This is a genomic window from Thiorhodococcus mannitoliphagus, assembly GCF_010915725.1.
Lineage (GTDB): Bacteria > Pseudomonadota > Gammaproteobacteria > Chromatiales > Chromatiaceae > Thiorhodococcus > Thiorhodococcus mannitoliphagus.
This window is the reverse complement of the sequence record NZ_JAAIJR010000089.1, coordinates 1-24,365: the sequence shown is the minus strand read 5'-3', so window position 1 is coordinate 24,365 and position 24,365 is coordinate 1. Positions and strand designations below refer to the sequence as shown.

Below are 24,365 nucleotides of genomic sequence, written 5' to 3'. Positions count from 1 at the left end.
CGTCCAGGCTTCAGGGGCGAACGGCTTCCCGGGCTCTCTTCATAAACTCCGTTTATCACTCCTCCTTATCAATCCCTGAGAACAGAACATACAAGGGGCGAATTCATTCGCCCTCCCGCCATTGCCAAGGGCTACGAGGTTTGTCAGACAGCCTCTGAGAGCAACCCTAATTTGTCGCCATGCCTGACCCGAGGTCAATAAGGTCCCGGCGTGCTCAATCTCCTGAGATAAGCGCCTTAGCTTACAGCGGAATTTATTCAGGTCTGTGGACCGCCCCTCAACCTAGACAATTCAAGGCACGCATCTGGTCTAGAATGAGGCACCGGTCGCCTGCGGAAGGCTGGAGCCACTGGGTGACATCGCGGTCCTTCGTTGGCGGTCTTTCCTCGGCGACTCGGCATCAATGCTCAGGCCCATCACATCACATCACCACAACCAGCAACCCGACCGCGCACATACAAGACATGGATCCCGAATTCTGGCTCGAACGCTGGAGCCGCCGTGAGATCGGCTGGCATCTAGACGACATCAATTCACACCTGCAAGAGCACTGGCCTACACTCGGCTTGCCCAAGGCCAGCCTAGTCTTTGTCCCGCTCTGCGGCAAGACGTTGGACCTCCTCTGGCTCGTCAGCCAGGGCTATCAGGTCGTGGGCGTCGAGATCAGCCAGCTTGCGGTGGAGGAGCTGTTCGCTGAGCATCGGCTCACGCCAAGCATCACCCGCGCCGGCCGCTTTCAGCGCTATCAGGTCGATGAACTGTCAGTGCTCTGCGGTGACTTCTTCGACCTCGAACCAGGGGATCTGGGCCAAGTGGACGCCGTCTTCGACAGGGCATCACTGATCGCGCTGCCGCCTGCGATGCGCGCTCGCTATGCAGCCCGAATGCAAAGCCTCTTTCCGCAGGGGATGGAGACGCTCCTCATCACCTTGAGCTATGACCAAGCTGAGATGAGCGGACCACCCTTCTCGGTCCATCGGAGCGAGGTCGAGACCCTCTATCGCGAGCGCTATCGTATCGACCCCCTCGCCAGCTTCGACGCCTTGCCGGAGTCTGCTCACTTCCAACGACGCGGACTCACCGCGCTCCGCGAAGAAGTCTATCGACTCAAACCCTTGCGCGAGGCAGCGCTGACTGAGTAATCGTCCATCAACTATTTCCCTGCTTGGAGGATTTCCAAGAACCTCGATACCAAGCCAACCGAAGGACAAACCCTAGCTCAGCTAGGGCGTAATAGGCCGCCGTCAACGGATAGCTGAGCCGCATTCCTGCTGTCGATACATGCCACGAACTGCCCGCGTTCGATCTTGGAGCGGCCGTATTGCACCCTCTGCGAGCGGCGGGCGCGATCGAAGCCTCACGGCTGCCTGCCATGCGGCGCAATACGCTGGGGCTATTGCGCCCTACGCGGCATCACAACTTAGGAAGCGCCCATCAACTGTTTCCCGATGTGAGCGATCCCGTCCGAAATCCCCCCTGGCCCCCCTTTGCAAAAGGGGGGAAGTTGTTGATGGTCACTTTCTTAACGTGCCCACGACCCCGAAGGTTTCCATCAGTCGACTCGAATGCCACTGCTGAGCAAGCATTGGCATCTTGTTAGAAAGTGTTCATCAATTGTTTCCCGATGCGAGCGATGCCGCCCGAAATCCCCCCTAGCCCCCCTTTGCGAAAGGGGGGAAGTTGTTGATGGACAGTTCCTTCGTGGACAGTTCCTAAGCCCAGAACTGATCCAGCGTGAGCAGCGTATTCTCGATCTGCTCCCAGTGCGGGAGTCCTCGATGAGGCGCGAGCCTGACCCGACTCCACGACGGGTGCGTCATCAGGAAAGGCTCCAAGCGCTCGAATCCGACAAAGGGATCCTGGTCGGCAATCACCAGGACAGGCAAGTCAGCCAGTCGCTCATAGAGCTGCGCGATGGCATCGGGCGTGAAGAGACGCATCGAGAGAAAGGTCAGGGGCGCATAACGCGCACCTGGCTGGTGGGAGGTCGCGTAGGCGTAGTCGATCATTGCCTCGGGCGGGTCTCCGACGCAGCATAGGCCCAGGAAGTAGGTAATGCTGCGGCGCGATGCCACCAGATCGTAGAGGCCCTGACTCAAGGACGGGAGGCTGAGCAGCCGCGCAAAGACTCCAAGCTTGCTCGGAGGCGGAACCGGTTTGGCCCCGAAACCAGTCGGCGAAACCAGCACCAAGGAAGCCACATGATCCGGGGCCAGCAAAGCCGCACGGACGGCGAACTCACACCCCAGAGAGAGGGCGAGGACATCGGCCGGCTCGCCGATCACACTGCGGAGCAGCTCAGCGATCGCATGCCCGTAAAGCTCAGGGGTGTAGTCTCTCGGCGAGCGATCCGAGTGCCCGAAGCCCGGCAAGTCCAGACTATAGACGGGGCGACGGCCGCCATAGGCATCGAACAGCGGCCGAACCTCGTAGCTGCTCGCGGCGGCATTGATGCTATGAATCAGGAGTAGCGGGCGGCCTTGGGCCAAGCGATCAGCATAGTAGGCCAGACGAACGCCGCCGGCACTCACGAATTCCTCGCGCTGTGCGGGGACGGCCTCAGGTAAGGGGATGTTCTCTTTGGTCACAATACTCCAGACCACGATGACGAAGGCCGCAGCCCAGAGGCCGCATGCCAGGACTTGCGCTCGATCTCGGAGCGCGGGCTAGATCGGGGACCTCTGGTTCAGCACCGGGATGGGCGCGTAAAGCGCCTCCTAGGTCTACCTCAGATCCTCAATGAACTTGGGTTTTTCGATGGCATAGCCTTGGGCGAAGTCGACCCCGATATCTCTCAATAGCTCGAGGATTTCTTGGTTCTCGACATACTCGGCAATGGTCTTCTTGCCCATGAAATGGGCAATCTCATTGAAGGACTTGACGATCTCCCGGTCGTGCGGACTCACCAGAATATCCTTGACGAAGGATCCGTCGATCTTGACGAAATCGACCGGCAGCCGTTTGAGATAGCTGTAGGAAGACATGCCGGCCCCGAAGTCGTCCAAGGCGACCTTGCAGCCCAGCGACTTGATGTCATCGAGGATGATCGCGGCCTGATCTAGGTTGACGATCGCCGCCGTCTCAGTCACCTCGAAGCTGACCATTTCGACCGGGATATCGAATTCCGCGATTGCCGCTTTGATGTACCTCAAGAGGTCCGGATCGCCCAAGGACTGACCTGAGAGGTTGATGGCAACTCCACCGATCTCCCGCACAAGCTGCGGATTGTTCTTGACCCACTTGAAGGTCTCCTCAATGACCTGCCGGTCCACGTCGCGCATCATGTTGAAGGCCTCTGCGGCCGCGATGAAGGACGGCAGGGGCAAGGGTACGCCATCCTCGTCGTAGACGCTGAGCAGAATCTCGCAGTGAGGCGACAGACCGGCAGATTCATCCAAGGGCACGATGCGCTGGTAGCGCAGCTTGCGTCTCCCCGCCTTGATGACATCCTCGGCCTGTGCCCAGCTACGCATGTGCTCAAGCTGACGCGAGATCACCTCGTCGTCCTCGCGGAACAGAAAGACACGGTCGCCGCCCTCACGCTGCGCGGCAAGGCAGGCGACGCTCGCCGCAGAGACGATCTTCTCCGGACTCAGGTTATCTCCCATGAGCATCGCAAGCCCCAGGCTACCCGAGATGCGGAACGGCTTGTCCTGAAGGTCGAACGGCAGCACCGTCAGACCGGCGCGAATGGACTCGCCGACCTCTACCGCATGATCGGCGTCCATCACCGGCATGAGCGCACCGAACCGACTGCCCCCCAAATAGGACAGGCACGCGGCATCCGACACCACGCCCTCGAGGAGCTTGGCCACCGACATCAGCATGCGCTCACCGACCGAGAACCCGAAGGTTCCGGTCAGGGTGTCATAGCGATCCAGCTCTAGGAAGCAGAGGGCATGCATGGACGCGGAGCGCTGATCCGGGATCAAGAGCTGGGTCAGCGAGCCCACCAGCATGCGCTGGTTCGAGAGCCCGGTCAGCGCATCATGGGTCTCGTGATATTTCAGACGCTCCTGCATCTCCGAGAGCGCGGCATCCGCCGCACGCGTGACGATCCGCTTACCCGTCGGCGCCTGCGCCCGTGCTTGACCGCGCGCGAAGGCCTCGGCGAGCCGGTTGCGCCGCAGCACCTTGACCTTCTTGCCCATGGTGTCCGTGACGGCCAGTCGCGAACCGTCGTCATTGCGCCAGATCAAGCGCAGCGCCTTGCTCGAGTCCTTGGAGCGCATCCAGATCAGCGAACTGATGGAGAGCGACTCAACGTCGTCGAGGGCCTGTTTCCAGTCGGCTGCCGACAGATCCTTAGGCACCTTGTCAGGTTCACTCTCCGGATCCGGCTGCAGTGGCTTGAAGACGATGTAGTCCTGCTCCCGACTCAGCCCCGCGCGGGCACGGCGCACGGCGTTCTCGATACGCTCGAGCAGCTCGTAGCTGATCATGGGATCAATGCCCATGTAGGTCAGACCGGAGCGGATCTCCTCAATGATGGTATCGAGCTGTGAGCCGACATCATCCCCAACTTCAGCTTGCTCTTCAGCGGTGGCTGCGTAAAGCCCTGTCAGCACCTCCCAATGCTTGACCCACCTGGCGTCTTCCATCCCAGAGTTGGCACAAACGAGATCCAGCAGGTTGCGCCAGCCGACGCCCAAGAGTTCTGAGATGACCTTGTGAATGCGCTCGCCCGAGAACATCTCGTTCAGTCGCTCGCGGACCTCCTCGCGCGCCAGCCGAGCACGCTCCCTGGACTCGCAGATATTGACCCAGTTGGAGATGTTGTCCTTGTATTCCTTGCCAGTCCGCGACTCGAGATCGTCGACCTTCTTGCTGACCTCATCAATCGCCTTGTCGTCGCGCGGCTCGGTCGCGGCGAGCTTCTGAATGATCCCCTCAAGCTCCTTGCGGAAGCTATCGTCCGACGAATCATCGCCCTGGTCGTAGTTCGCGAGCTGCTCGAGCTTATTGATGAGGTTGATCAGCGGGAGCTTGTTATCCGTAATCCCGCCCGACTCCGTCAGCGCCATGGAAAGAAAGCGCGTCGTCAGTGGTCGAATCAGCGACTTGACCGGCGACGGCGCCGCAGGGTCTGCAAGCATCAGGGAGAGAAGACGATCCGTCACATCGACCCGCTCTTCGACCTGCGGGGCCATTGGCGTCGGTGGTCCGTCGATACTGCCGCCCCTGGACTTCGCCTCGGCGACCTCAAGCAATTGCTGCACCAGCTCGCGCAGCGGACGGCTGGAGTCGACCTCGGGCATCTGATAGCCCTGCGGCATTCCGGCCAGCATATCCGCCACACGGCGGCGACCGAGCTGGGGGCGCGCCCGGCGGTCGAAGCCGGGATAGTAAGGGCGCTGGCTGTACTGATGCTGGCCGAGAATGTTCGCCATCAGCCCTGCGGCTTGCGAAATCGTCCTCGCGTCTTGGGAGAACTGCGGCGCGGCGGCGCCCCCTTGCATCGGCTGCTGATACGGAGCCCCGGGCTGAGTCTGGTCGAGTCCCGGCGCGGCGCCAAGGGTCTCAGGCCCCATGGCCGGCGTTGGGCCGATCCCAGGCGGAACGCCAGCGGCTTGGTCCGGCGCCCCGGCCTCCTGAGCTGCGGGCTGCAAGTCCGCAAGCCCGGCGGAGGTCCAGGCCTGCAGCATTTCCCGATAGAAGGAGCCGAGGTTGCGTGACAGGTGAGCGGGAACGACCTGAAGGGCAGTGCGCAGAAGCTGCGGACCAAGCCCCAGCTCCACGAGCATCTGCTCGATGGTCTCCGCGAGCACCATCGGCTCCATCGGCAGTTGCGAGCCGTGGAAGATCGCCGAGATTTGCGTTCGCAGGGCATCCAATGGCTCGCGCAGCTCTTCCTCGAGGCGGTTGGCCAGCTCTGATTTGGCGAGCCAAACCTCGAACTCGTCCTGATCGACCAACTGCAGGCCCTCGGACGACAGATCGCCCCCCGGGGGCTTGCCGGGAGCAGTTCCCTCGGCCGCTGGCTTGCCGACGTCCTTGAGTGAGTCGACGAGCTGTTCCTTGAGGCGCTCTGAAAAGCCTCCGTTGTGGATGGCCCGCGCGAGCGAGCCGATCTCGCCCGAAAGCTGGGTCCGCTCCGAGTCACTGCCGGCGCGCTCGATGTGCGCCCACAGCTCTTCGACCAGGGTTTCGAGCAGTGAGTCGAGCATCCCGCCGAGCCGCTGTTGGCCGACACCCTCGAGCACCTCGCGGGCCCGCAGACGCACGGGGTTCGATTCGAGTTCGTCCTCGGTACCACGACTCGTCGCAGCCTTGTCGCTGATGAAGCGGGCCAGGCGCGAGCGTCCGTCGCCACTGAGGCGAATGAAGCGTGCGCCCAGGCCCCGGTCGACGCGATGGACAACCTCGACGACCGCTTGGACCGGATCCATGCTCTGGGTATCCGGAAGATCGAAATGAACGTCGACGTGGTCACCGGCCTGGAACGGAAGCTCAGGCTCGCTGAGGTCCGTGTCCATGAGGACGCCGCCATTGCAGATATTGCGAATCCGACAATTCGTCGGCAGCTGGTTTCGACCTCGCACTTTCGCATGAAGGTCAACCGGATATCTGGTCTGAATGCGGCGCTCGCGCCCGCTTTTTGCTTGCTCGATCATGGTTGGGATAATACACATTCGCCCGACGGATACCAGCGCCCGCCGCTAGCGTAAATAGACGCCGTCCACACCAATCTTACCGGGTCCGTCTAGGATATAGACTCCAGCGGAATTGGCCTTGATGTGGAAGCTCAGGTGACCGCCGGTCTCGATCTCGTGACCGGTGACCGCATCGCGGTAGATGCCCGGACGCCCAGCATCGACGGCGACCTGCTGATCCTGCCCAATCGCCAGGCCCACGACGGCATAGCTGCCGCTCTCGGCGTGCGATCGGACGAAGGACATTCCGCCCCCCCATTCACTCACTTGCTCCAGCGGCGCCTTTTGAAGCGCCGGCACGGCCCGACGAATGAGGTTGAGGCGCTGGATGTGGCGGTAGAGCGGATGCGCCTTGGTCTGCTCGATGCGGTCAGGCTCGAGGTGATCGCCGAAATAGGCGCGCCCCGTCTGACTGAGGGTGTCACGCTCACCCTCGACGTCCTGCGGCGCACCCTTCATGAACTCGATCTCCTCGCCATAGTAGAGGCAGGGAATGCCGCGCACCATCCAGAGCAGATTGTAGGCCGCCGCGGCCATCCACTGCTCCCCCTGAAAGCGGTACTTGAAGTCGTTGTCCGGGCCGACATCGTGGTTTTGCAAAAAGGTGACCAGCTGCGTCACCTCGCCATAGATCCAATCCATGCTGAGGATTTGTGCCGTGCCCGCGTAGGTCCCGCGACTAACGGTATCGCGAAAGGTCGAAAAGAGCCCGAAATCGAGCTGAGGAAAACCCGAATCACCACCGGAGCGCGGATCCCTCGGGTCATGACCCAGCCGCGTGTACCACCAGGGGCGAATCTCCGACGGCCCATTGTCGCCGCCACCGAGGTCGCCCCAGCCGTAGCCCTTGACCAGGTTCTCGCCGAAGACGAAGAGTCCCGGTTTGTGGGCCTTCCATGCATTCACATACTCGAGCAGATTGTCGCGTTCGATATGCTTCACGGTGTCGATACGCAGGGCGTCCACGCCCATGTCGAGATAACGGTTGACGGCGCCGATGATGTATTCCTTCACGTTCTGGCGCTCGGTGGCGAGGTCGATGCAGTCGCCCGCCAGATGCTTGTGCTGCAGCGGGTAGGCGCTCTCCCAATCGCCGCCGCAGATGAAGCCGTCCTGGTGATACCACTGCGGATCCAAATCAGCGGGGTCGATACCGAAGAAACGCCCCGGCTGGTAGCCGGGCTTGGGCACCGTCTCGCCCGTCTTGGGATCCACCAGCGGCTCGCGCCCCTCGGGATCGCGCCGGTGCCGCTCGCGATACCAGTCCGGCGCCACGGGATTGTCGAGGTCATCGCGACCCGCCCAGGCATAGTTGCCCAGATTCCCCTGATAGGGGCCATGATCGACCCGCCCCTGCTCCGAGCCATGCGGCACATAGTACTTCGTCGGCAGGTGATCGATATGGACCTTGCCGCGAATGCCGTACTGACAAGAGTGATTGACGACGACATCCTGGATAATCTTGATGTCTTTGGCATGGGCGGCATCGATCAGGTCTTGATAGGTCGCGCCCGGAGACTCGAGCCGCGGGTCGATGCGGCTCCAGTCGTAAGCGTGATAGCCGTGGTAATCCAAGCCCGAGCGATTCTCGACCGGTGGTGTGATCCAAATGGCGCTGAAGCCAAGGTCGCGAATGTAGTCGAGCTGTTGAATCAAGCCCTTGAAATCGCCGCGCCAATGCGGGTCGACCGGCTGCCCTTGGGCGTCGAATTGGATGCGGTCGCGACAGAAGAAATTATTGGAGGGATCCCCGTCGTAGAAGCGGGTGGTGAGCACGAAATAGATGGTCTCCTCGCGGAAGTCCCGACGCTCCTCGAAGGGGCGGGGCGCGAGATCGAGCACGACCGGGGCGGCAACCCTCTTCCTGGGTGGCTCCGCAGGCTTGGGGTTCGGAGCCGCCGGCGGCTCGGTGTCGAGCCAAATACCGTCCGCCGTCAGCCAACCGTCCGAGGCGCGGAACAGATCCTGAGTCTGACGACCCTGTCCGTCGTGGACCACCAGATGGACACCCTGGAGGTCGCGGAGACGGATGCGAAACCAGTCATCTCTCAGCGGCTCCATCCGGAGGCCTGGCCAGTCCGTCGCCTGTCCATGCGGCTGTCCGTCCCAGAAATGGATTGATATGGCCTCGGCCCAATGGGCCGGCCGCTGGAAATGGATCACCAGCTCCGTCACTCGCCTGCTCCTCGTCGCTGCTTGGCCGGAAGCACCCGGCCGGCTTCCGGGAAGGATCACGGCGTCAGCGACGCCAGACCGTCAGTGCCTGATCGACGGCACTTCGCACACTGGAGATGAGACGCTCGATCGGCTTCTTGTGGGCGCGGTACTTGAGCTTGAGCAGCTCCATGTCTTGGCTCGCACTCAGCAGGAAATCGTCGCTCGTCTGGATCTCGTCCACCAATCCAAGGTCAACCGCCCGCTGGCCATGCCAGTATTCGCCCGTGGCAACGCGCTCGAGATCCAAGTTCGGCCGGTTCTCGGCGACGAAGGATTTGAAGAGGTGATGCGTCTCCTCGAGCTGCTCGCGCAGCTTTTCGCGCCCCTCGTCCGTGTTCTCGCCAAAGACCGTCAGGGTTCGCTTGTACTCACCGGCGGTGTGCAGTTCGAAGTCGACACCGTAGCGATCGAGCAGCCGATGGAAGTTCGGCAGCTCCGCCAAGACGCCGATGGAGCCGATCACGGCGAAGGGAGCGGCGATGATCTTGTTGGCAACACAGGCCATGAGATAGCCCCCGCTCGCCGCCACCTTGTCGACGGCAATCGTCAAGGGGATGCCCTTGGCGCGAATGCGGGCCAGCTGAGACGCGGCCAGACCATGCTCGCTGACCATGCCGCCGGCATTGTCCAGTCGAACCAGCACTTGATCGCCGTCACGCGCCTCCATGAGCAGTGCCGTGACCAGCACCCGCAGGGCACCTACTTCGCTCGCCCTGATGTCTCCATTGAACTCGATGACGAAGAGACGCTTGGTCTGGTCTTCGCTTGCCTTCTCCCGCGCCTTCTCGCGCTTGCGCTCCGCCTTGACCAGCGCCTTGTATTCCTTAGCAGGAAGCGAGAATTCCTTGATGGCAAAGGTGAGGGTGCGGTAGCGATCCTTGAGATCCGTGATCTCGAGATGCTCGCGTTGCTCGCCGCTCTGACGCGCGCGGAAGACGATCAAGACGAGTACGACGAGACCAGCCAGCAGGGTCAGCGTCTTGGCCAGGAAGAGGCCGTAGTCGAAGAGTGATTCCAACAGCAAAGTCATCATGAATACGTTTCCTTGAGCCGAGGTTGGTCAGGCCGACCTCGATCCCGCGACAAGTTTCCGTTAGCGAGCCATCACAGGAAGCAAGCCCCCAAAGAAAGGCGCTCCCTCTGTGCGTCGAGAACCGCGTTCTCGAATCGCGGGCCTGTTTCAAACCGCGATCGGCGCACGAATGGCCGGATGGGGGTCATAGTCCTGAATCTCGATGTCCTCGTAGCTGTAATCGAGCAGAGTCGCAGGCCGGCGGGTCAGTCGCAAGCGCGGCAGCGGCCGCGGCTCACGCGCGAGCTGCGCATAGACGATGTCATTCGTCAGATGGTTGCGGTAGAGATGCAGATCGCCAAAGGTATGGACGAAGTCGCCGACGCTCAGATCGCATTGATCCGCGATCAGATGGGTCAGCAGCGCATAACTGGCGATGTTGAAGGGCACCCCAAGGAAGAGATCGGCGCTGCGCTGATAGAGCTGGCAGGACAGCCGCCCCTCGGCCACGTAGAACTGAAAGAGACAGTGACATGGCGCGAGCGACATGCGCCCTGCCCGCACATTGTCCTGTGGGCTCCTGGTCTCGTCGGGCAGATCCGCCGGATTCCAGGCCGAGACCACCAGACGCCGAGAATGGGGTCGAGTACGAATGGTCTCGACGACTTCCGTGATCTGATCGACAACGCGGCCGTCCGGACAAGCCCAGCTGCGCCATTGCGCGCCATAGATGGGGCCGAGACCGCCTTCCTCGGTCGCCCACTCGTCCCAGATGCTGACGCCATGCTCCCGCAGGTCGTGGTTGTCGGTCGACCCGGACAGAAACCACAGCAGCTCATGGATGACGCTCTTGGTATGGACGCGCTTGGTGGTGAGCAGCGGGAAGCCTTGGCTGAGATCGAAACGGACCTGCCTCCCAAAGACCGAGCGGGTGCCGACGCCGGTGCGATCACCCTTGTCGACACCATTCTCGATGACGTCGCGCAGCAGATCCAGATAGCTCCGCATGCCTCAGACCGTCGCCGGACCCAGCAGCAGCGAACGTCCGTCCATCGCGTCCGGAACCGGAATCCCCATGAGGTTCAGCACCGTGGGCGCGATGTCCTTGATCCCGCCGCCCACGGACAAGCGCCAGGGCACCTCGTCGACGATGAGACAAGGCACCGGGTAGACGCTGTGCTGGGTGTGCGGCTCACCGGTAACGGGATCGACCATTTCGTCGCAATTGCCGTGATCGGCGGTCAGGATCACCGAGTAGCCTGCCTCCACCGCCGCGTCCATCACGCGTCCAGCCTCCCGATCCAGGGTTTCGACGGCCGCGATGACGGCGTCGCGGATCGCCGTGTGACCGACCATGTCACCGTTGGCGAAGTTCACCACGATGAAGGGATAGCTTTGGCGCTCGATCGCATCGACCACGGCATCCGCGACCTCGCCGGCGCTCATCTCCGGCTTGAGGTCATAGGTGGCAACCTTGGGCGAGGGTATCAGCGTGCGCTCCTCGCCTGGAAAGGGATCATCCCGGCCGCCGTTGAAGAAGAAGGTCACGTGGGCGTACTTCTCGGTTTCGGCACAGTGGAACTGAGGCAGACCGTCGTCACTCAGGATCTGCCCCAGGGTGATCTTGGGCATGTCGTGGTCGAAGGCGAAGGGCAGACCGAACCACTGGTCGTACTCCATCATGCAGGTCACCTTGACCCCAGTGATCCCGCGCCGGTCGAAGGCGTCGAAATCCGGCTTGAAGAAGGCCGAGACCAACTGCCGCGGGCGATCCTTGCGGAAGTTGAAGTGGATGACCGGGTCGCCGTCCTGAATGAGGTCGCCACCCTCGATGATGGTCGGACGAATGAACTCGTCGTCCTCGCCCTCGGCGTAGGCCGTCTCGATCGCGGCTCGGGCGCTCTCGGCGCGGCGCCCCTCGCCATCCACCAAGGCGCGCCAGGCAAGCTCTGTGCGCTCCCAGCGATTGTCGCGATCCATCGCATAGTAGCGGCCGGATACGGTCGCGATGCGACCGCCCGCGACCTCGAGTGCGCTCTCCACGCTCTTCAGATAATTCTGCGCCGAGCGCGGCGCCGTGTCGCGCCCGTCCGTGAACATGTGGACCATGGGACGCGCGCCCTGATGCTTGCAAAGCTTGATCAGCGCATTCAGGTGGCGGACGTGGCTATGGACACCGCCATCCGAAACCAGGCCCATGAGGTGGATCGGCCGTCCCGCGGAAGCGGCCGCATTGGCCGCGGCGACCAAGGCGCGATTCTCGAAGAAGCTGCGATCCGAAATCGCCTCATCAATGAGGACCAAGTCCTGGCGCACCACGCAGCCGGAGCCGATGGTCATGTGCCCCACCTCGGAGTTGCCCATCTGGCCGTCCGGCAATCCGACGGCCAGCCCCGAGGCTTGAATCGACGTATGTGAATACGTCGAGAAGTAGCGATCGAAGTTGGGCGTGCTGGCAATCGCCACCGCGTTGTTGGCCTTGGCGGGGTTCAGACCAAAGCCGTCCAGGATAATGAGTATCACCGGCCGGCGGGGGACATTCTTCATTGGGTCGCTCATCGCTCTAAATCCTCGGAAGGCTGCTATTCTAGCCGGACCGCGAGGGGCGCCGCGAATCTCGCAGATGCGCGCACCACTGCCCGGCACTCTCGCAGACCGCCCAGGCCTCCAAATGGCGGGAAACCTGTAGACGACAGGTTTATCATTGAGGGCCGCGAACACCTGAAACAACAGACAGAGCCTGACCGCAAGGCTCGCGGAGGACGACATGCATAACGACCGTATCATTGCTTTCGTCATGGCCGGTGGTCAGGGATCCAGACTCCAGCCGCTCACGACCGGGCGTTCCAAGCCCTCAGTGCCCTTCGGTGCGCGCTACCGAATCGTCGATTTCGTCCTGAGCAACTTCGTCAACTCGCAGATCCAGACCATCTACCTGCTGGTCCAGTACAAGTCGCAGTCGCTGATCGAGCACGTACGCAAGGCGTGGACCATCTCGCCCCTGCTACAGAGCCAGTTCGTCACCGTGGTGCCGCCGCAGATGATGTCGGGACAGCACTGGTTTCAGGGCACGGCGGACGCGGTCAACCAGAATATCAATCTGATCGAGGAGCACAGACCTGATCTCGTCGCGGTCTTCGGCGCGGATCATATCTACCGCATGGACATCCGCCAGATGGTCCAATTCCACAAGGACCGCAAGGCCGACGTCACCATCGCTGCCCTTCCCGTTCCGCTCAAGGACGCATCCAGCTTCGGCGTCATCGCCGCGGACGAGGACGGCCGCATCCAAGCCTTCGAGGAGAAGCCCGCCAATCCCACGCCAATGCCTGCGGATCCCACACAGGCATTCGCCTCCATGGGCAACTACATCTTCTCGACCGAGGTTCTGGTCAAGGCACTCATGGAAGCGAAGGAAGCCGGAGAAACGGACTTCGGTCAGCATGTGCTGCCCAGACTTCTGCGTGACCACCGGCTCTTCGCCTACGACTTCTCGACCAACCAGATCCCCGGCATCCAGCCCTACGAGGATCGGGTCTACTGGCGCGACGTCGGCACCATCGACGCCTACTTCGACGCCCATCACGACGTACTCGGGGCCGAGCCGCCCTTCGACATGTTCAATCCGGAATGGCCGGTCTATTCGAGTGGCTATCAAGGGCCGGTCGCCCGCATCCTCGGCGGGCACTTGGAGAACACCCTGCTCGGCGCGGCGACCATGATCCACTCGGGGACGCGGATCAAGAATTCCATCATCCGTCGCGAGACTGTCATCGAGGAGGACGTGGTCCTGGAGGATTGCGTCATCATGGACTATGTGCGGATCGGTCGCGGGGCACGGCTCAAGCGCGTCATCGTCGACCGCCACAATCACATCGAGCCTGGCGATGAGATCGGCTTCGACGCAGAGAAAGACGCGCAGCGCTTCCAAGTGAGCGAAGGCGGGGTCACGGTGGTGCCTCAGGGACGCCTGAGCTACTTCGCCCGTGACGTCCGCGATTCCGGGCGCGGCTATTCGGAGTAGTCGGGCAGTCGCGGCGCCCGGGAGGGTCGACTCAAAGAGTGAGCATCGGCCTCCAGGCCGAACATAGACACCAGCGGGACAAACCTGAGAGGCTGTCTGGAAATCATCGTAGAGGTCCCTAGGAGCCTGTCCGACTTGGGGAGATCGAAGCGAGGAAGTGGGAGAGCGAGGCCATTTCGTTCCGGTTTTGAGGCGCATAGTGGTTCTATGTAACGAAAAAACGGGGCGAAAGGGACCGTTCTCCCGATTCCGCAGCCGATTCATCCTAAGTCGGACAGGCTCCTAGGATCCTTGAGGGCGAAAAATGCTCGCAGATGAGTCAAATTTCGATGAAGCGTCCGACCATCCAAGGCCGTCGGGATCGGGATCGGGATCGGGATCGGGATCGAACCGACGATAGCGATTCCGATCCCGATGGCGATCCCGATGGCATGACATGACTCGTCGGTCTGAGGCGAAGTCTCCCTAGGAGTTTCCAGACAGTTTCTGAAGTCCGCATGGCTTAGGTCGCCTTTTCGGATGTATCGCATCATCCCTGAGGGCGACACGCCAAACGGCTTGGCAGGACTCAAGCCGTCTCTACAGCCTCACTGCCCGAGCCGGACGCGCGGGTCGACCGCCACATAAAGCAAATCCGTCGCCGTATTGACCGCGAGATAGCTCAGACTGATGAGCAGCACGGCCGCTTGGACCACCGGGTAGTCGCGGGTCTGGATCGCCTCGATCAAGAGGCTCCCCAGCCCCGGCCAGGCGAAGACGGTCTCGGTGACCACGGCCCCGCCGAGCAGCGCGCCGAACTGGATCCCGATCAAGGTCAGCACGGGCAGCCAGGCGTTTCTCAGGGCATGCCGCCAGAGCACGGCCGCCGGAGACAGCCCCTTGGCGCGGGCCGTGCGCATATAGTCCTCGCCCAAGACCTCCAGCACACTGCTGCGAACCATGCGCGCCAGAATGGCCGCCAACCCGGTCCCTAGGGTCACTGCGGGAAGGATGAGACTCGCCGCCCCTTCTCGTCCGCTCACCGGAGTCCAGCCAAGCCAGAGTGAAAAGACCAGGATCAAGATCGGTCCCAGCCAGAAGTTCGGGATGGCGGCCCCCAGCATGGAAAAGCCCATAGCGCCGCGATCGATCAGACCGCCGCGGTGCTGCGCGGCCAGCACGCCCATCGGCACCGCGACCATGATGCCCAGCGTCAGTGCGGCAATCGCGAGCTGAAGGGTCGGCCCGACGCGCTCCGCAAGCACCGCCGCGACTGGACGTTGAGCATGGAGCGAGGTCCCGAAATCCAGATGGGCGAGACGCGCCAGGTAGTCCAGGTATTGGACGGCGAGCGGCCGATCGAGCCCGAGCGCCGCGCGCAAGGCCAGCTGATCGGCAGGGCGCGCGCCCTCCCCCAGCATGACGGCAACCGGATCCCCAGGAACCAGGTGGATCAAGAGAAAGACCAGGGTACAAACGCCCCAAACGACCATGAGTGACGCGCCGAGCCGCGCCAAGAGGCGCTCAAGCATTAGGGTCACCTGGTACCAAGAACGTGTCCATCAATTGTTTCCTGATACGAGCGATGCCGCCCGAAATCCCCCCTAGCCCCTCTTTGCGAAAGGGGGGAAGTTGTTGATGGACGCTTTCCAAGCAGGCCCCAGGGCGCCCCGAGCCCGCCCTCAGCCTCGAGACAGGATTCAATCCCAGATCTCCACGGGCGTGCCCGCCGGCGTCCAATCAAAGAGTTCGATCAACTCCTGGTTGCGCATGCGAATACAGCCGTGCGAGCGCGGCACTCCCATGGGCTCCGAATCCGGACAGCCATGGATGTAGACATAGCGACGCAGCGTGTCGACACAGCCGCCGCGATTCCGCCCGGACTCGCAGCCGGTCAGCCAAAGGATACGCGTCAGGATCCAATCGCGCCCGGGATGGGCGGCGGCCAGCGCCTCGTCGTAAACCTCGCCGGTCGGTCGCCGCCCGCGAAAGACGGTACCGATCGGACAGCGGTCCCCAATGCGGATCCTCACCCGGTGCAGACCGCGCGGCGTGCAGCCGCTGCCGTTCGCCTCGCCAACCCCGTTCAGCCCAGTGGAAACGCGATAGCACGCAAGCTCTCTGGAGTCTTGGATCAGCGTCAATCGCTGCTGCGGCACATCAATGCGGATGCTTCTCTCCATCGCTCCCTCTTCAGCGTCGCTCGAGCGCGCTGGCCGGCGCCAGTCGCACGAATTCCAGACCGTCGTAATTCCCGTCAGGCGCGAGACGGTAGCCTCGCAGCTCGGTGCGTCGCGCCAGGACTTGCGACTCGTACCACAGCGGCAGATAGGGGAGCTGCTCATGCAGGAGACCCTGCAACTCGCGATAGAGCCTGGCCTGCTCCCCCAAGTCTTGAGCCGCGCTTGCGGCCTCGATCAAGGCATCCGCGCGCGGGCTCCGGTAGCGCCCGCGATTCGCCCCAGCCGGTGGAATCGAGGCGCTGTGAAAGGCGTACCTGAAAATATCTGGCGTATTGATCCCGACCCAGGTGAGTCCGTAGAGCTGAAAGCGCCCCGCCTTGACATCCCCAAAGAAGGTCCCCCAATCATAGCTGCGAATGGTCAGCGCGATGCCCACGGGCACGAGCTGCGCCTGGATGGCGGTCGCGAGACGAATGCGGAAGGGGTCACTCGAGGTCTTCATGGTGAGTTCGAGCGGGCGCTCCGGACCATGACCAATCTCGGCTAGCAGTGCCCGCGCACGTTCCGGGTCGAAGGCATAGGGCGCGAGTCGCGAGTTTCCAGCCCAATGGTCCGGCGGAAAGATCGCCTCCGCTGACTCGGCGCGATCCCGAAAGAGATAATGGATCAGCGCCTCACGATCCAGGGCATGCGCCAGCGCCAGCCGGACGCGCGGATCGCCGGTGAGCGGATCCTCCAGATTGAAGCCCAGATAGGAGAAGTTCCGCCCCGGCCGAACCTCCACATCGACCCCGGGCCGCCCGGCCAGGTAATCGATCAGCTCGGGCGAGAGATCGTTCTGCAGCATCTGGATCTCGCCGCGCAGCAGCTTCATCACGCGAACGCTGGGATCCTTGACCGCGAGCAGCTCCATCACTTGGCCGTCGGTCCGACGCTCCAGCACCAATCGTCCTGGCTCGGGCCAGTCCAGCACGCGAAAAGGGCCGCTTCCGATGGGGGCATCCGTCAGCTTGCGCCCAGAGCGCACCACCGCCGCTGGCAGAATCCCCTCCGCCAGATAGGCGGGAAACAAGGGGTCCGGCAGGCTCAAGCGAAAATCGATGGTATCTGGATCAAGGGCCTCAACGGACGCGATAGTCGCAAGCTGGGCGCGGTGCGGCGAGGCATTCGCCGCGTCCAGGACAGAGGCATAGGTGGCGACCACGTCATCGGCGGTGAGGCGCGAGCCGTCGGTGAAATCGCGGCCCTCGGCCCCCAGCCGAAAGCGATAGTAACTGGGCGAGAGGCGCTGCCAAGTCGCCAAGCCAGGCACCGGCAACCGCTGCTCGTCGAATTCGACCAGGCGCCGGTAGAGGAGCCGATTGATCCGCTCGGAGGTCGCGTCCGTGGCGAAACGCGGATCCAGATTGCGCGCCGGCCCGGACAGGCCGACCCGAATCACGCCGTCATCCGGCAAACCGTGATCACAGCCCGGCAGCGGCGCGATCAGGAGGAGCGCGACGAGCGCCCGCGCCGTCCAACTACCAGCGCAACTACCAGCGCGAGTAAGGATGCTTCGCGAGCGCGGCATTGAAATAGCGCGGATCCTTCGAGACCTCCTCGCCGGCCCAATCCGGCAGCTGGAAGTCTGCGTCCTCGGCCTCGAGTTCGATCTCCGCCATCACCAATCCCAGGTTCTCGCCCTCGAAGACATCCAGGTCCCAGAGGTGGGTTCCGACGCGGACGCGGTAGCGCACCTTCTCGATCACGGCGGAAACCGCCATCTCGCGGAGCATGGCCTCGGCGTCCTCGACGGGGATGCGGTACTCGAATTCAGAGCGACTGATGCCGCTGCTCGCGCCCTTGATGGTGAGATAGGCCAGCTCGCCCTTGATGCGAGCGCGCACCGTGGCGCGGGGCCCATCGGCTAGATAGCCTTGCAGGATGCGCCCTTGCGCTTCGACGCCGGCTCGCCAGCCATCGCCGCAAACCAAGAACTTGCGCTCAATCTCTAGGGGCATAGCGTTCTCCTCTCGGTCCGAGGCGGCAGATGCATGATGCGCGACTGGCCTAACCTCGGCGTTCGAAAAGGGCCATGGACTCGACGTGCGCCGTGTGCGGAAACATATCCATCACACCGGCCGCACGCAGCTCGTAGCCCAAGGCGTTGACCAGACGGTCGGCGTCGCGCGCCAGGGTCGCCGGATAGCAGGAGACATAGAGGATGCGCTCGACACCGAGGCGCGGCAGCCAGTCGAGCACCTGCAGGGCGCCACTGCGCGGCGGATCCAAAAGGGCTTTGGAAAACGACTGACGCATCCAGGGCTGATGCTCGAGTTCGCCATAGAGATCGGCGGTATGGAAGCTGGCGTTGCCAATCCCGTTCCGCTCCGCATTGGCAAGCGCGCGCGCCACCAGTCCGGCATCGCCCTCGACACCCACCACTTCAGCCGCTTGCCTCGCGAGTGGCAGGGTGAAGTTTCCAAGCCCGCAGAAGAGGTCCAAGACGCGGTCAGTTGAATCGAGTTCGAGCAGTCCCAGCGCCTGATCGACCATGCGCCGATTCAGCTCCAAGTTCACCTGCGTGAAATCTGTCGGCAGAAAGCCCAGCTCCACGGCATGATTCGGCAGGCTGTAGCTCAACGCCGTGTCCTGCCCCGGCAGCGGGCGCACGCTGTCGACGCCGCCCTCTTGGAGATAGATGCGAAAGCCCTCGCGCTCGCCAAGCTCCAAGAGCAGCGCCTCGTCCTCCGGGGTCGGTGTCTGCAGTGCCCGGAAGACCAAGACGCAGGCATCATCGCCCATGGCGACTTCGATCTGCGGAAGTTGCTCGCGGATGCTCATTTGATCGATGGTGTCGCCGATGATCTGGAGTCGGTCTCCGACCTTGGGGTGCAAGACCTCGCAGCGCCTCAAGTCGGCGAGGAATGAATTCCCCCGCTCGCGAAAGCCGACCAGGGTCCGCCCCTTCTTGGCGACACGACGCACACCCAAGCGCGCCTTACGGCGATAGCCCCAATGTTCGGCGGTCAGTGGCTCGAGCCAACGCCCCGGCGCCACCTTGCCCAAGCGGGTGAAGACGTCCGCCAGGCTCTCCTGCTTGATACGGATCTGGGCCTCGGCATCTAGGTGCTGGAGGCTGCAGCCGCCGCAGACACCGAAATGCGGACATCTCGGTTCGACACGATCCGGCGATGCGCTCAACACCTCCTCGACCATCGCCTCGTCGAAGCGACGCTGGACGCGGCGGTAGCGGAAGCGCACGCGCTCGCCCGCAAGCGCACCGTCGACGAACACGGTCTTACCCTCGATGTGGGTCAGACCACGGCCTTCATGGGTCAGGGATTCAATGTCGGCCTCGACGGGCGCTTGTGGAATGGGTTTTTTGGATCTTCTCGACACGATTTGGCAGTTGGCAGTTGGCAGGATTGGACCTTGAGCGTTAGGGGTGAGTCCAGTCCGAAAAGTCGCAACTTTTCGTATCTGAGCGCTTCCTGAGCACATCCTGTTGCATGCTTCAGTACCTTGTTTATATTATCTTTTTATTAGTAGGCTTCAGGGATTTCGCAGGAGACTCAAGGGTTCGACAGGGATGGACCTGGGGTCGAATCAGGCCGATAGAGTAGCTCAGATCCGGCGCTCAGGCGGGAAAAACGCCCGTCGACAGGTAACGATCGCCACGGTCGCAGATGATGGCGACGATCACGGCATCTTCGAGTTCGGCCGAGAGGCGCAAGGCTGCGGCCACGGCGCCACCGGAGGACACGCCGCCGAAGATGCCCTCGCGCGCGGCCAGCTCGCGCGCGGTTTGCTCGGCGACGGCCTGCGAGAGGTCGATGATGAGATCGACGCCAGCCGGGTCGTAGATACGCGGGAGATAGGCCTCGGGCCAGCGCCGGATCCCGGGAATGCTGGATCCCTCCTCGGGCTGGACGCCGACGATCTGCACTTGGGGATTCCGCTCCTTGAGGTAGCGGCCGGTCCCCATGATGGTGCCGGTGGTGCCCATGGCGCTGACGAAGTGGGTGATCCGCCCCTGGGTGTCCTCCCAGATCTCCGGCCCTGTGGTCTCATAATGGGCCGCTGGGTTGTCAGGGTTGGAGAACTGGTCCAGTCGAATCCCCTCGCCCTTCTGCTCCATCTCGCCTGCCAGGTCGATCGCGGCCTCCATGCCGCCGGCCTTGGGCGTCAAGACGATCTCGGCACCGAAGCTCTTCATGACACCGCGGCGCTCCTCGCTCATGTGCTCCGGCATAATGAGGCGCATGCGATAGCCGCGCATGGCCGCCGCCATCGCCAAGGCAATGCCGGTATTCCCGCTGGTGGCCTCGATGAGCACATCGCCCGGCTTGATGCTGCCGCGCTCCTCGGCGCGGCGGATCATGTTGAGCGCAGGCCGATCCTTAACCGAGCCGGCGGGGTTGTTCCCTTCGAGCTTGGCCAGAATGAGGTTGCTGGTCTCGCCGGGTAATCGCTGCAAACGCACGAGCGGCGTCCGACCCACGCAATCTTCGATGGTTGAATACGGCATTGGCTCCTCCGAGGGCTGTGCGCGAGACGGCGCGGAAGCGCGGTCACAGACCCGCGCAGCTTAATGCGTCCCGGCCAAGCACCGCAACGCATGCGCGGCTGGACGCATGCGGCCAAAGCTGATGAGTCACAGCCACCAGAGGCAGGCTGGGGTGAGAAACGCACCCAGCGTGACGCCATTGCTGGACCTGAGGCTGGTGATGCCGGTAGAGTCTTAGCGACATCACAGCGAAACCATATGGCTGCCGCACAATCGGCCGCAGGATAGAGGGCGCCACGATGAGCAACAACGACAGACCGTCCGCCGCCGACCCCGCGGCGATCTACGATCAAGCCCTGGCACTGGAAAGCGCGGGCGGCGACGCCGCACTGGCCGCAGACCTCATGTCGGCCTTGCTCGACGGGCTCCCGGAGGAGATCGAATCCCTCAAGGCCTGCCTCACCGAACTCGACTGGCCGGGGCTCGCCGAATACGCCCACCAGCTGCGCAGCGCAACTGGCTATTGCGGCGTCCCAAGCCTGGACGCAGCCATCTCGGCCCTCGAGCGAGCCGCGCGCATCGAAGACGCTCAGCGGTGTCAGGACTGCTTCGACGACGTCCTTCACCAATCGCGGGACCTGCTGGACCAACGGCGGGAGCTAACCGGCGGAGCCGAATCCTCCCCGCAGCCCGGTTGCTAGGAGCCTGTCCGACTTAGAAAGTGACCATCAACAACTTCCCCCCTTTCGCAAAGGGGGGCCAGGGGGGATTTCGGACGGGATCGCTCACATCGGGAAACAATTGATGAGCGCTTTCTTAGGTTAGGTTTGGCGGAGGCTCATCTCGCCATTCTCAGTGACGGCCGTTGTGCCTCGACAACTGTCGCGCTGCGCTGAGTTCGCGGCTTCGGCGCAGACGCCTTCCACGTCATACAGCCCCGCCATCTTCGCCGCCTGCACCGCCACCGTATGCCGCAGGTCCGCTGGCGCCACCACCTCCAGGTTGTCCCCCGCCCCCAACAGCCAGCGCAAGAGCTGTCCAGTTGACGGCACGGTCGCGGTCACCCGGAGTGCGAAATCTGACCCTTCCGGCTCATCCGCTTCCTCTTGATCGTCACTCAGCGGGCAGTCCAGCAGGATCGTTGTGAGATAGCCCCGCACTCGAAGCTCCAGCGCGATCATCGTACCTTGCCCAAAGTCCACCCGCCCCTCGGCGATCGCCTGATCCAGATTGAAGCCCTGGGCCTTGCGCGCGGGCACCTCGGGCAGGACCGTCGCCTTGATCATGCGGTGTAGGGCGTAGAGGCGGACCGGCGCGTCCTCGTCGTTCTTCAGGGCAAAGAGATAGGGAATGGGTCCGCGCTGGACCACGGCTTGGGGATGGATCCGCGCGCCCTTGCGCTCACCCTCAGCGTTCTCGTACTTCACCTCGAGCGCGCAGCCCTGCGCCAATGCCGCGATGACGGCGGTGAGTGCATCCGGATTTGCCGCTGGCGGTCGCAACCGCAGGCTATCGGGGACGATGCGCAGCCGATCCCCATCGAGCAAGGGGACCTCGTCGTTCGTGGGCAGCTGCTGCCACAGCCGATCGAGCTGACGCGCCTTTGCAACGCCGCCGACCAGGTCGCGGATCTGCTGAAGGGTATGGGACCAGATCGCCGCGTCTTCCTTGAGGTCCTCCTTGTGGCGACGATAGCGCAGCGGCTTTCCACGGGGATTGACCGCCGCGATGCGCCCTTGCTTGACCAAGTCCCTCAGGTCGCGCTGCAGGGCGCGCAGCTGCGCCTTCGGATCCGCGTCGCCGTAAGCGTCACCCAGACGCTGCAGGAGCCACTGTGGGTCGCGGCAATCCGCCTCCGCGGCACCCACGGGTGGCAACACACCCTCGATGCGTTTCAGCCGCTCGTAGCGTTTGTGCAGGATGGCGTCCATGGCCCGACTATACGACGGGCGCTGACGCATCGACGTGATGAAATCCACAGATCGCAAGCGCTTGCCCCGCGGCACCCCAGGGACTGCCCTTGGCCCTCGGATCAGCGTGGCGCTTGCTCGATTCACCCATCCCAGAGGAGTCCGCCATGTCCCCATCCCGACCCAACGACCTGTCCTCGCGCGAGCTGCTCGCCCGTATCGGCCTGAGCGAAGAGGCCCCGATGGACCTGCTCGACGACGAGCCCCTGGACGACCTGCGCGGTGACCTCGGCGCCGCCCTGCGCGAGCGCTATGCGTTGCTGATGCACCGCCATGTCTTTGCCCCGGGCGATCTGGTGACCTGGAAGCCAGGGCTCAAGAACAAACGCACGCCGCGCTACGACCAACCCGCCGTGGTCATCGAGGTGTTGGAGACACCGGTCCTCGACCGCGAGGACGCCGCCGGCAGCACCTACTTCCGCGAGCCGCTCGACCTGGTGCTCGGGGTGATCTGGGACAGTCATCCCGGCCGCGGCGAGCTGGTGACCTTCCATTTCGACAGCCGACGCTTTCAAACCTGGAGTGAAGAGGCATGATCATGCGCAAGCCACGCACCTTCTGGCGAACCGATGTCGCGCGCGTTCCGGCTACGGAGCGGCGCCTCGCCCTCTACGCCCTGCAGCTGTTGGACGGCGCCCCTGAGGTCAAGCGGCGCCTGTCCGATCGCGACTTCCTCGGCGCACTTTGGCAGCTGCTCCACCCGGTGATGCACCCGCAGATGGTCGCCACTTTCCTGGGGCAGCCGGACGACCTCGATGAGGACGAGGAGGTCTTGCTCGACGACTGGGACGAGGAGTCTACCCAGCCGATCGATGATCGGCAGTTGCGCGAGCGCCTGCGCAGCCGCTTCGGCGCAATCCCGCCTGTGGTCCTGAAGCGGGTCGCGAAGGCCGACGGCGGGGCGACACTCTCGTCCACCGTCGCCCTGCTCGGCGAGCAGCTGGCCCTGGATGCACCGACCCTGCGGGTGCTCGATTTTCTCGATCAGCACATCCTGTCCGACGCGCTGCGGATCCTGCTGCGCGAGTGCGCGCGCGGACCGGCACGGGTCAACCTGCCGCGCCTCGCGGCGCTGCTCGGCCTGGCGCCGGAGAGGCTGCGCGAGACCCTCGGCCGAGGCGCGCCCCTGCGCACCCTGGGTCTAGCCCGCTACGAAGACGATCAGTCCGACTTGGAGGACTTCGTGCAGCCGAGCGATCTGCTGCGCGGGGTGCTGGATGCCGCGCCGGCCGATGGCGAGACCCTGCTGGAGATGCTGATCGAGCCGGCCGCGGAGGCGACCTGGCGCGTGACGGATTTTCCGCATCTGAACCGAGAAACGGCACAGCTCAGCGAGGTGCTGGGTGAGGCCGCACGCACGGCCGCAGTCGGCGTCAATGCCCTCTTCCACGGCGCCCCGGGCACGGGCAAGACGGAGCTGGCCCGGGCGATCGCGGCGGATTCCGGGCTGCGGGCCTATCAGGTACGCAGCGCCGATGCCGACGCGGGCGGTCTGGATCGCGAAGGCCGCCTCTCGGCCTACCTCTTGGCGCAGCGCCTGCTGGCCCGCCGTCGCGATGCGCTGCTGATCTTTGATGAAGTCGAGGATGTCTTCGACCGCGACGATTCGCTCCTCGCCCTGCTGCGCGGGGGCGCCGTCACCGGTCGTCAGAAGGGCTGGATGAATCGCATCCTGGAAGAGAACCGGGTCCCGGCGATCTGGATCGCCAACCGCACGGACGGCATGGATCCCGCCTTCCTGCGTCGCTTCCTGCTGCCAGTGCAGAACTCCTGACTTGGCGCCAAATTCAATGCGACTGGATCGCCTCAAACACGAGGCGCAGCTCGGTACCGGGGTA

Annotated in this window: 18 protein-coding genes; 5 read left to right on the top strand and 13 right to left on the bottom strand. The window is 63.3% G+C overall.

The genetic code is table 11. The features are described from left to right. Positions 1 to 464: 464 nt before the first annotated feature. Positions 465 to 1,142 carry a thiopurine S-methyltransferase gene (locus tag G3480_RS18345; protein ID WP_164655337.1) on the top strand — a complete coding sequence of 226 codons (678 nt, stop codon included), beginning with the start codon at positions 465 to 467 and terminating at the stop codon, positions 1,140 to 1,142. A 570-nt stretch (positions 1,143 to 1,712) separates the two neighbouring features. On the opposite strand, the gene G3480_RS18340 is transcribed toward G3480_RS18345, so the two are convergent. From G3480_RS18340 to gpmI, 6 genes are all read right to left on the bottom strand, one after another. Further along, a complete protein-coding gene (locus G3480_RS18340) occupies positions 1,713 to 2,588 on the bottom strand; it encodes an alpha/beta hydrolase (RefSeq protein WP_338114174.1) in 876 nt (291 codons plus the stop codon). Positions 2,589 to 2,723: 135 nt separating this feature from the next. After that, positions 2,724 to 6,614, bottom strand: coding sequence for a DUF1631 family protein (locus G3480_RS18335; RefSeq protein ID WP_240905912.1), 3,891 nt, complete (start codon positions 6,612 to 6,614; stop codon positions 2,724 to 2,726). A gap of 45 nt (positions 6,615 to 6,659) precedes the next feature. Next, positions 6,660 to 8,828 carry an alpha-amylase family glycosyl hydrolase gene (locus G3480_RS18330; RefSeq protein ID WP_164655335.1) on the bottom strand — a complete coding sequence of 723 codons (2,169 nt, stop codon included), beginning with the start codon at positions 8,826 to 8,828 and terminating at the stop codon, positions 6,660 to 6,662. 64 nt (positions 8,829 to 8,892) lie between these two features. Beyond that, positions 8,893 to 9,900 carry a protease SohB gene (sohB, locus tag G3480_RS18325; protein ID WP_167752477.1) on the bottom strand — a complete coding sequence of 336 codons (1,008 nt, stop codon included), beginning with the start codon at positions 9,898 to 9,900 and terminating at the stop codon, positions 8,893 to 8,895. Positions 9,901 to 10,050: 150 nt separating this feature from the next. Then, positions 10,051 to 10,890 carry a thymidylate synthase gene (locus tag G3480_RS18320; protein WP_164655333.1) on the bottom strand — a complete coding sequence of 280 codons (840 nt, stop codon included), beginning with the start codon at positions 10,888 to 10,890 and terminating at the stop codon, positions 10,051 to 10,053. Positions 10,891 to 10,893: 3 nt separating this feature from the next. Continuing rightward, positions 10,894 to 12,441, bottom strand: a complete 1,548-nt coding sequence (gene gpmI / locus G3480_RS18315) for a 2,3-bisphosphoglycerate-independent phosphoglycerate mutase (protein WP_164655332.1) — start codon at positions 12,439 to 12,441, stop codon at positions 10,894 to 10,896. 208 nt (positions 12,442 to 12,649) lie between these two features. Here gpmI and glgC point away from each other — a divergent pair, with 208 nt between their 5' ends. After that, a complete protein-coding gene (glgC, locus tag G3480_RS18310) occupies positions 12,650 to 13,906 on the top strand; it encodes a glucose-1-phosphate adenylyltransferase (RefSeq protein ID WP_164655331.1) in 1,257 nt (418 codons plus the stop codon). Positions 13,907 to 14,493: 587 nt separating this feature from the next. On the opposite strand, the gene nikB is transcribed toward glgC, so the two are convergent. The 6 genes from nikB to cysM all read right to left on the bottom strand — a co-directional run bounded on the left by nikB (position 14,494) and on the right by cysM (position 20,578). Next, on the bottom strand, positions 14,494 to 15,417 hold the full coding sequence (nikB, locus tag G3480_RS18305) for a nickel ABC transporter permease (protein WP_164655330.1): 924 nt from the start codon (positions 15,415 to 15,417) through the stop codon (positions 14,494 to 14,496). Positions 15,418 to 15,585: 168 nt separating this feature from the next. Further along, on the bottom strand, positions 15,586 to 16,068 hold the full coding sequence (locus G3480_RS18300) for a L,D-transpeptidase (protein ID WP_164655329.1): 483 nt from the start codon (positions 16,066 to 16,068) through the stop codon (positions 15,586 to 15,588). 10 nt (positions 16,069 to 16,078) lie between these two features. Beyond that, entirely contained in the window at positions 16,079 to 17,638 is a 1,560-nt protein-coding gene (locus tag G3480_RS18295; protein ID WP_164655328.1) for an ABC transporter substrate-binding protein, read from the bottom strand. Beyond that, positions 17,601 to 18,068, bottom strand: coding sequence for a CYTH domain-containing protein (locus G3480_RS18290; RefSeq protein ID WP_164655327.1), 468 nt, complete (start codon positions 18,066 to 18,068; stop codon positions 17,601 to 17,603). Before G3480_RS18290 ends, G3480_RS18295 begins: the two co-directional genes overlap by 38 nt. Before the next feature lie 49 nt (positions 18,069 to 18,117). Further along, entirely contained in the window at positions 18,118 to 19,449 is a 1,332-nt protein-coding gene (gene rlmD, locus G3480_RS18285; RefSeq protein WP_338114173.1) for a 23S rRNA (uracil(1939)-C(5))-methyltransferase RlmD, read from the bottom strand. Between the two features lie 238 nt (positions 19,450 to 19,687). Next, entirely contained in the window at positions 19,688 to 20,578 is an 891-nt protein-coding gene (gene cysM / locus G3480_RS18280; RefSeq protein WP_164655325.1) for a cysteine synthase CysM, read from the bottom strand. A gap of 278 nt (positions 20,579 to 20,856) precedes the next feature. On the opposite strand from cysM, the gene G3480_RS18275 reads away from it, so the two are divergent. Then, positions 20,857 to 21,258 carry an Hpt domain-containing protein gene (locus G3480_RS18275; RefSeq protein WP_164655324.1) on the top strand — a complete coding sequence of 134 codons (402 nt, stop codon included), beginning with the start codon at positions 20,857 to 20,859 and terminating at the stop codon, positions 21,256 to 21,258. 120 nt (positions 21,259 to 21,378) lie between these two features. Here G3480_RS18275 and G3480_RS18270 read toward each other — a convergent pair whose 3' ends face one another. Further along, positions 21,379 to 22,518 carry a helix-turn-helix transcriptional regulator gene (locus tag G3480_RS18270; protein ID WP_240905910.1) on the bottom strand — a complete coding sequence of 380 codons (1,140 nt, stop codon included), beginning with the start codon at positions 22,516 to 22,518 and terminating at the stop codon, positions 21,379 to 21,381. Positions 22,519 to 22,634: 116 nt separating this feature from the next. Here G3480_RS18270 and G3480_RS18265 point away from each other — a divergent pair, with 116 nt between their 5' ends. Together G3480_RS18265 and G3480_RS18260 are read left to right on the top strand one after the other, a co-directional pair. Then, positions 22,635 to 23,063: a hypothetical protein gene (locus tag G3480_RS18265; protein WP_164655323.1), complete on the top strand. Its 429-nt coding sequence runs from the start codon at positions 22,635 to 22,637 to the stop codon at positions 23,061 to 23,063. Positions 23,064 to 23,065: 2 nt separating this feature from the next. Continuing rightward, entirely contained in the window at positions 23,066 to 24,301 is a 1,236-nt protein-coding gene (locus G3480_RS18260; protein WP_240905909.1) for an AAA family ATPase, read from the top strand. The last annotated feature ends 64 nt before the right edge of the window (positions 24,302 to 24,365 follow it).

Excerpts from the sequence above, each read along its gene's own strand:
- G3480_RS18345 (WP_164655337.1), top strand. The coding sequence starts at position 465 with ATGGATCCCGAATTCTGGCTCGAACGCTGGAGCCGCCGTGAGATCGGC.
- G3480_RS18335 (WP_240905912.1), bottom strand. The coding sequence starts at position 6,614 with ATGATCGAGCAAGCAAAAAGCGGGCGCGAGCGCCGCATTCAGACCAGA.
- sohB (WP_167752477.1), bottom strand. The coding sequence starts at position 9,900 with ATGACTTTGCTGTTGGAATCACTCTTCGACTACGGCCTCTTCCTGGCC.
- G3480_RS18320 (WP_164655333.1), bottom strand. The coding sequence starts at position 10,890 with ATGCGGAGCTATCTGGATCTGCTGCGCGACGTCATCGAGAATGGTGTC.
- gpmI (WP_164655332.1), bottom strand. The coding sequence starts at position 12,441 with ATGAGCGACCCAATGAAGAATGTCCCCCGCCGGCCGGTGATACTCATT.
- glgC (WP_164655331.1), top strand. The coding sequence starts at position 12,650 with ATGCATAACGACCGTATCATTGCTTTCGTCATGGCCGGTGGTCAGGGA.
- nikB (WP_164655330.1), bottom strand. The coding sequence starts at position 15,417 with ATGCTTGAGCGCCTCTTGGCGCGGCTCGGCGCGTCACTCATGGTCGTT.
- G3480_RS18300 (WP_164655329.1), bottom strand. The coding sequence starts at position 16,068 with ATGGAGAGAAGCATCCGCATTGATGTGCCGCAGCAGCGATTGACGCTG.
- G3480_RS18295 (WP_164655328.1), bottom strand. The coding sequence starts at position 17,638 with ATGCCGCGCTCGCGAAGCATCCTTACTCGCGCTGGTAGTTGCGCTGGT.
- G3480_RS18290 (WP_164655327.1), bottom strand. The coding sequence starts at position 18,068 with ATGCCCCTAGAGATTGAGCGCAAGTTCTTGGTTTGCGGCGATGGCTGG.
- cysM (WP_164655325.1), bottom strand. The coding sequence starts at position 20,578 with ATGCCGTATTCAACCATCGAAGATTGCGTGGGTCGGACGCCGCTCGTG.
- G3480_RS18275 (WP_164655324.1), top strand. The coding sequence starts at position 20,857 with ATGAGCAACAACGACAGACCGTCCGCCGCCGACCCCGCGGCGATCTAC.
- G3480_RS18270 (WP_240905910.1), bottom strand. The coding sequence starts at position 22,518 with ATGCGTCAGCGCCCGTCGTATAGTCGGGCCATGGACGCCATCCTGCAC.
- G3480_RS18265 (WP_164655323.1), top strand. The coding sequence starts at position 22,635 with ATGTCCCCATCCCGACCCAACGACCTGTCCTCGCGCGAGCTGCTCGCC.
- G3480_RS18260 (WP_240905909.1), top strand. The coding sequence starts at position 23,066 with ATGCGCAAGCCACGCACCTTCTGGCGAACCGATGTCGCGCGCGTTCCG.